This window comes from Cypionkella sp., from assembly GCF_030652235.1.
GTDB lineage: Bacteria > Pseudomonadota > Alphaproteobacteria > Rhodobacterales > Rhodobacteraceae > Cypionkella.
Window position 1 is genome coordinate 89,950 of the sequence record NZ_JAUSBA010000032.1, and the last position, 6,912, is coordinate 96,861.

The following is a 6,912-nucleotide window of genomic DNA, read 5'->3' on the forward strand; positions in this document are numbered from 1 at the left end:
GCTAATTCCGAATATAGGGGATGCGAACGCATACAACAAGAACGGCCCTGCATATGCTTGCCCCTTTCGCCTGCCAACCCGACCAATCGCGCGGCCGCCTGCACCAAGAGCGGATGTCCAGCTTTCGCTCGCCGTTCCAACGCGACCGCGACCGCATCATCCATTCTTCGGCCTTCCGCCGCCTGAAGCATAAAACCCAAGTCTTTGTCGAACATGAAGGCGATTACTACCGCACCCGCCTGACCCATTCGATCGAGGTCGCACAAGTCGCCCGCACCATCTCGGGTGTGCTGGGCCTGAACACTGATCTCGCCGAAGCCATCGCTTTGGCGCATGACCTTGGCCACACCCCGTTCGGCCATACCGGAGAAGACGCGCTCGCTTTGCTGATGGCCCCCTACGGCGGCTTTGATCACAACGCTCAAGCCTTGCGCATCGTCACCCGGCTGGAACGCCACTATGCCGATTTCGACGGGCTCAACCTGACATGGGAAAGCCTTGAAGGCATCGCCAAGCACAATGGCCCGGTCACAGGCCCCAATGCCGACGAAAAGCACAGCGGACCGCTGCCCTATGCCTTGGCGGAAGTGAACGCCCAGTGGGATCTGGAACTGCACACCCACGCCAGTGCCGAAGCGCAAGTCGCAGCCATCGCCGATGACGTCGCCTATTCGCACCACGATCTGCATGACGGCCTGCGCTCTGGCCTGTTCGATGAAAATGACCTGATGGAACTGCCCGTCACCGGCCCGGCCTTCGCCGAAGTCGATGCCCTCTACCCCGGCCTTGATAAAATGCGCCGCCGCCACGAGGCCCTGCGCCGGGTGTTTGGTCGTATGGTCGAAGACGTGATTTCCGTGGCCAAAAACCGCCTCGATGCCGCTCAGCCGCAATCGGTCGAAGACGTCCGTGCAATGGGCCTAACCATCATCCGGTTCTCAAAGCCGCTCTACCAAGAACTCAAAGCCATCCGCAGCTTTCTGTTTCACCGCATGTATCGCGCGCCCTCGGTGATCGTGATGCGCAAACAAGTCACCGAAGTCGTCAACGGCCTGTTCCCGCTCTACCTCGCCCAGCCGGAAATGCTGCCCGAAGAGTGGCGCACCGACATCACCGCCGCCCAGACCGAGACCGAACTCGCCCGCCTCGTCGCCGATTACGTCGCCGGGATGACGGATCGGTTTGCGCTGCAAGAGGGGCAAAGATTGCTGGGATAGCCTACTTACGCTTAGGTCATCCTCTGTGCTCAAATATCCCCGCCGGAGGCTCCTCCGGCCAACCTCGGATGCCTCCGGCGAGAGTATTTAAGCCGATGTGAAAGCCCAAAAGCACCAATTCTACCGCAGCAGATCAGCAACCCCCTGATGCCCCGCCTGCACCGCATAATCGCGCGGCGTGGCATGGGCAAAACCCTCATCGCGCAAACTTGCGTCTGCCCCACGCGACAGCAGCACCTGCACGACCTCTCCCAATCCCAAAGCCGCTGCCACATGCAGCGGCGTCAGCCCTTGGCGTGAGGCGGCATTGATCGCAGCCCCAGCTTCCAGCAAAGCCACAATCAGCGGCAGCGGGTCTTGCGGGGCGTCGTCATACGCATCCACGATTGCCGCGCGCTCGACCGCCGCTTGCAAGGCTGACCGTCCGTCCTTATCGACGCCGTCCAGCGCCACGCCCTGCGCCAAAAACCATTGCAACGTGGCCAAACTGCCCAAATCAATCGCGTTGAACAGCCATGGCTGGCCAGCAAAGCTGTCCGAACTGGCGGCAAACTCCGGCCCCAACCGCGCCAAAAACCCGGTATCGCCCGTTTGCAGCGCCTCAACAATCTGATCATAATCCGCGATCAGTGCCAGATCATCCGACACGGGAGCATGGGCTTGCTGCCGAGACAACAGGGCCAAAGCCCGCCCAGAAATCCGCCATGCCAGCCGCGCGAAAAAAACCAGACGGCCCCCCCAAGCGCGCAATCGGGCAGAAAATGGGGGCGGATTTTCAAACATCATCACACTTTGCCACGCGTATCAAAACTTAACAAATCCTGAATGGGCATCAGTAAGCCATTGATTTTGCGTCACGCAAAATCTGTCCACGCGTGGACCCTCAGCTTTTCCGCGCAGCCAGTCCCCAGACCACTGCCAGCCCAGCCGAAATAATCGCATTCCACCCCGCCATCGAAACCCCCAGCGCAGCCCACGGCACCGCATCGCAGCGCACCGGTTTTCCGACCGCAATATCGGTGTTCAAAAGGTCGCCTGCACTGATTCCCTGCAATGTATCCACCGTGCAGGTCGCCAGCCCCGCGAACCATCCCAACTCGACCCCGGCATGATAAAACCCGATCCCCGCCGTGACCAGCAGGGCGATCATCCCCAGCAGCGGCAGAGCAGCCCCCCGGCCCCGCAACGCCAGCAGCCCGATCAAGATCGCCACCCCATGCGGCCAGCGCTGATAGAGGCACAAAACGCAAGGGATCAACCCGCCGAAATACTGGAAAGCAAACGCCCCCCCTAGCAAACCTGCCGAGCCCAGCGTGGCAATCCAGATCAAAGAGTTCCGCGTCATCAAAGCCTCACATCATCCGGGTCGCAAGCCAGATCAGCCCGCCAACCACCACCAACCCGCCGACAATCAGTGCCAACCGCCGCTCGATAAAGCCCGTCACTTGCGCCCCGTAGCGTTGCAAAAGATAGGCCAGCAGATAAAACCGCCCGCCTCGCGCCACAATCGCCGACAAGATGAACCATTTCAGATCGAATGACACCACCCCTGACAAGATCGTGACCACCTTCATCGGCGGCAAATGCGAAAGCCCGGAGGTGATCAGCATCACCAGAATAGCGGTATCGCCGGTCTGCGCCTTCAACGCTTCAAACGCACCGAGCTTGCCGTAAAACTCCAAAGCCGGGCGAGCGAGAAGATCAAAGGCATAGTGCCCGATCATCCAGCCAAAGATGCCGCCCAGCACCGAAGTGATCGTCGCAATCAACGCATAGCGCCAGACCCGATCTGGCCGCGCCAGACACATCGGAACGAACAGCACATCCGCAGGGATCGGAAACACCGAGCTTTCCACAAACGACACCGCCCCCATCGCAGGTTCGGCATAGCGCGAACCCGCCCAGTGCAGCGTCCAGTTATACAGCTTGCGAAACATCAAGGGCTCTCCGCGATTTTGCGCCCAATGGCCACGCGCGCAGGCTCAGGTCAAGAGGGCGCTTCCGCGCAACCCGATTGCGCTTCGCGCGTTGAGAGTTAAAATTGGCCAAAACAAGTTGGAGTGCAGTTGATGGAATGGCGTGGACGCAGGGGCAGCGGCAATATCGAAGATCGACGCGGCGTCCGGGGCACCCGCGGGGCCAGCATCGGCGGCGTGGGTGGCATTGGCGTGATCGCGGTGGTGGTGATCGGGTATTTTCTGGGATTTGATCTGACGCCGCTGTTGAACGACAGCCAAACCCAAACCCAGCAAACGGGTGCTCCGGTTGAGATCAGCGATGCCGACAAGCAGGCCGGGCAGTTCGTCTCGGTGGTGCTGGCAGATACGGAAGATATTTGGGTTAAGGTGTTCAAGCAGCAGCTGCGCGCGACTTATGTGCCTGCCAAGCTGGTGCTTTTTAAGGGTGTGACAAACTCTCCTTGCGGTGATGCCTCGGGGGCGACGGGGCCGTTCTATTGCCCCCGCGACAAGAAAGTTTACCTCGACACCGATTTTTTCACCACGATGTCGCGCCAACTGGGCGCGGGGGGTGATTTCGCGATGGCCTATGTGGTGGCGCATGAAATCGGGCACCATGTGCAAGACGAGTTGGGGATTCTGAACAAAGCCAACGAGGTCCGCAGCCAGTCTTCGGAAGCGGACAGCAACGAGATTTCGGTGCGGATCGAATTGCAGGCCGATTGTCTGGCCGGGATTTGGGCGCGTGAGGTGCAGCAGACCTATGGCACCATTGAGAAAGGCGATTTTGAAGAAGCCATCACCGCCGCCAAGCAGATCGGCGACGACACCCTGCAGCGCAATGCGGGTCAGGTGCCGATGCCAGAAAGCTTTACCCATGGCACTTCGGCGCAACGCTCGAAATGGTTCATCACTGGGCTGAAGTCTGGCCAGATGGGTACCTGTGACACCTTCAGAACGAATAACCTTTAGTGATGATTTGCTTGTGCAAATCCTGTTGACGCGGACAAGAGGCGCGGCTAAACCGCGCCTCGGACCAGTCAAGTATTGGTCCTGACACTTCGGACCGCTCTGCGGTCGCTACCAAGAAGTGTAAAATGTGCGGGCGTGGCGGAATGGTAGACGCGACAGACTCAAAATCTGTTTTCGCAAGGAGTGCCGGTTCGAGTCCGGCCGCCCGTACCAAGCAATTTCCCTAAATGGGCGCTATATCAGCCCAATAAGGGAAAGCCTTAACCTAGCGCAGCGCGAATTTCCCTTAAAGCTTGCTATCGCGCCCGATTTGGCCCTTCGTGTTACGCATGAATTCCTCACATGCGTAATCATGGCAAGCTTTAGAAAACTCCCGTCAGGTAACACCCGCGCCGAAGTGTCCCGTCAGGGCAGAAGACTATCCAAGGTTTTCCCGACAAAGCAAGCCGCCAAAGAGTGGGCGGCGCGGCAGGAATTCTTGATTCTGGACGCTGCCGATAAGCCGGTTGATCACGGCACCTTTGCCCAGGCGATGGATCGGTATGCCCGCGAAGTCTCACCCACCAAGCGCGGGGAGTGGTGGGAGGTTCTGAAGCTGAAGAACTTCTGTGCCGATCCCATTGCCGAAACGAACATGGCAAAGCTGACACCCGAGCTGTTTGCGAAGTGGCGCGACAAGCGATCCACACAGGTCAAGCCCGCGACGGTGGCGCGTGAGATGCAGCTGATGTCTGCGGTGTTGACCTGTGCGCGCCGCGAATGGGGCATGATCGCTATCAACCCGATGTCGGATGTGCGCCGCCCCAAGAAGCCCGAATCGCGCGACCGGCTACCGACTGAGGATGAGTTGCTGCGGCTGGCCCATGCCGCTGGCGATGATCTGACCACGGCCACGGCGCGGGCGTTCCATGCGTTCAAGTTTGCGCTGGAAACAGCAATGCGGTCTGGTGAGATTGTGGCGCTGACCCGCGACCGCATTGATCTGAAGCGCCGGGTGGCAAAGCTGACCCACACCAAGAATGGGCGTTCGCGCGAGGTGCCGTTGTCATCAGAGGCGGTGCGGCTGATTGAGGCACTGCCGCAGGATCTTGACCCGGTGTTCGGGCTGGACAATCGCCTGATAGATGCGCTGTGGCGCAAGGTGCGCGACAAGGCCAAGGCAGATGGGTTGAACTTCCACGACAGTCGGCACGCGGCGATCACGCGGCTTTCGACAAAGCTGGATGTGCTGGCGCTGGCCCGGATGGTGGGGCATTCCGATCTGCGGATGCTGCAAGTTTATTACAATGAGAGCGCAGAGAATTTGGCAAAGCGGCTGGATTAGGCCGCCTTGATCATTAGCACAGAGCCTTCGCGCTTGGTTTCCAGCTTGCCCTCACGCACCCAGTTACGAATCGTCTTTTGAGATTTGCCGAGGCGGGCGGCATATTCTGCCAGCGGCTGCCATTGCGGCAGGGGTGTCAACTTCACGCCTGACAGGATGCGGGTGAGTTCACGCACCTCGGCGCGCAGCTGCTGCAACTCGCCCTGATCCACGGCGATCATGATGCGCGGTTCGTGGTTCATTTTGCCACCTGATCGATGTTGCCGTTTTGGACGGTGAAGCTGTAGGCGGCGACCCAAGGGTTTTTATCCCATGCGGATTCGCCATTGATGCTGTTCCAAAGGTCTTGGTACCAATGCCGAGCCGTGCCCAACTCTGGATACATCCGAATGCTTGCTGCATCCGCGCCCTCTGCAACGGCATCGGCCTCGCTGATGTCCTGCAACCGCTGCACGCGCACTTCGGTGACGGTTAGGGTCAGTCGGCTGGCCCAGCGGGGCATGTGTATGCCTTGGCGAAAGCGGCCTTCCAGCCCCACGGGAACGGGCCAGCCCCAAGTCTGCCAAGCTTGATCGGCCTCATAGCGGATGCTTTCCTCTCCCCCCATGTCCGATGGTGAAAGGTCGTCATAGGCACTTGCCGCGCGCCAATGCTCTCGAACATAGAGCCGGTCGCCGGGGGCAATCCGTAGGCGCATCGAAGCGCCAACCCCATCATACACACCATCCCAATACCAGACCTCTTGCGGATCAATCAGCAAATCGTTTCGCATCCGATTGAGCCCGGGAAACTTAGGATGTGCAGTTGGTAGCGCCCGCCGTGTTTGAGTCTTCGTTCCAGCCAGCAGGGCGCGCACCATCGGGGCCGAGAACAGGATGGGTTTATCGGTCATGCCGCTTTCCTTTCTTCAATCAGGTGGGTGCAGTTTGCGGCCACCAGCGCGGCGGCGAGGTCGGGGCAGACGCTGTTGCCGCAGCAGCTGACCTGCACGTCTTTCGGAAACGCCTTCCAGTGCCAGTCGCCATCGGCCTCGATCCAGTGGCCGTCGATCTGATAGTCAGGCGGGAAGCCTTGGGCATTGAACAACTCGCGCGGGGTGAGCATCCGCATGCCGATGTCCACGACGACATAGGTGGTGCCGTCGATGGTCAGGGTGACAAACTCGCCACCCTTCCAAGCGTCATGGGCGCGCAGGAACTCGGCCACGGCGCGGGCGCGGGCTTCATGCTCGGGCTGGAAAGGCGGGGCCTGGAGGGCGGCCTGCATGTGGCCCATGCGGTCTTTGGTGGTGACGGTGTGTAGCGGCTCATCCATCCGCGCGCCGTCGCCGGTGCCGTAGTATTTCGCGAACCATGCGGCGACTGGCATCTGTTGCGATCCGGTGGCTGCGATGGTGGACATGGGGTCACGCAGATCGTGGCCCGCGTGCTGCCCCATGCGG

General features: G+C 60.1%; 8 protein-coding genes, 1 tRNA gene and 1 pseudogene. 4 read left to right on the forward strand and 6 right to left on the reverse strand.

Features of this window, described 5'->3' with window-relative positions; genetic code table 11:
- Window positions 1-53 precede the first annotated feature (53 nt).
- Entirely contained in the window at window positions 54-1,217 is a 1,164-nt protein-coding gene (locus Q7V03_RS10080) for a deoxyguanosinetriphosphate triphosphohydrolase (protein ID WP_304925468.1), read from the forward strand.
- A 120-nt stretch (window positions 1,218-1,337) separates the two neighbouring features.
- Here the strand turns inward: Q7V03_RS10080 and Q7V03_RS10085 are convergent, their stop codons facing one another.
- From Q7V03_RS10085 to Q7V03_RS10095, 3 genes are all read right to left on the reverse strand, one after another.
- Window positions 1,338-2,003, reverse strand: coding sequence for an ankyrin repeat domain-containing protein (locus Q7V03_RS10085; RefSeq protein ID WP_304925469.1), 666 nt, complete (start codon window positions 2,001-2,003; stop codon window positions 1,338-1,340).
- Between the two features lie 97 nt (window positions 2,004-2,100).
- Window positions 2,101-2,562 (reverse strand): disulfide bond formation protein B, encoded by a 462-nt coding sequence (locus Q7V03_RS10090; RefSeq protein WP_304925470.1) that lies wholly within the window; start codon window positions 2,560-2,562, stop codon window positions 2,101-2,103.
- 7 nt (window positions 2,563-2,569) lie between these two features.
- Complete coding sequence (locus Q7V03_RS10095; RefSeq protein WP_304925471.1) at window positions 2,570-3,154, reverse strand: YqaA family protein; 585 nt, start codon at window positions 3,152-3,154, stop codon at window positions 2,570-2,572.
- Between the two features lie 132 nt (window positions 3,155-3,286).
- Here Q7V03_RS10095 and Q7V03_RS10100 point away from each other — a divergent pair, with 132 nt between their 5' ends.
- The 3 genes from Q7V03_RS10100 (at window position 3,287) to Q7V03_RS10110 (ending at window position 5,471) form a co-directional block, all read left to right on the forward strand.
- Window positions 3,287-4,147, forward strand: a complete 861-nt coding sequence (locus tag Q7V03_RS10100) for a neutral zinc metallopeptidase (RefSeq protein ID WP_304925472.1) — start codon at window positions 3,287-3,289, stop codon at window positions 4,145-4,147.
- A 129-nt stretch (window positions 4,148-4,276) separates the two neighbouring features.
- A tRNA-Leu gene (locus Q7V03_RS10105) sits at window positions 4,277-4,360 on the forward strand.
- 139 nt (window positions 4,361-4,499) lie between these two features.
- On the forward strand, window positions 4,500-5,471 hold the full coding sequence (locus tag Q7V03_RS10110) for a site-specific integrase (protein ID WP_304925473.1): 972 nt from the start codon (window positions 4,500-4,502) through the stop codon (window positions 5,469-5,471).
- Here Q7V03_RS10110 and Q7V03_RS10115 read toward each other — a convergent pair.
- The 3 genes and pseudogenes from Q7V03_RS10115 to Q7V03_RS10125 form a co-directional block, all read right to left on the reverse strand.
- Window positions 5,468-5,713 (reverse strand): hypothetical protein, encoded by a 246-nt coding sequence (locus Q7V03_RS10115; RefSeq protein ID WP_304925474.1) that lies wholly within the window; start codon window positions 5,711-5,713, stop codon window positions 5,468-5,470. The two genes, Q7V03_RS10110 and Q7V03_RS10115, sit on opposite strands and share 4 nt — an antisense overlap.
- Window positions 5,710-6,363 (reverse strand): hypothetical protein, encoded by a 654-nt coding sequence (locus tag Q7V03_RS10120; protein WP_304925475.1) that lies wholly within the window; start codon window positions 6,361-6,363, stop codon window positions 5,710-5,712. Before Q7V03_RS10120 ends, Q7V03_RS10115 begins: the two co-directional genes overlap by 4 nt.
- A pseudogene (locus Q7V03_RS10125) lies at window positions 6,360-6,912 on the reverse strand (DNA cytosine methyltransferase); the annotation flags it as partial. The gene Q7V03_RS10120 and the pseudogene Q7V03_RS10125, both read right to left, overlap by 4 nt.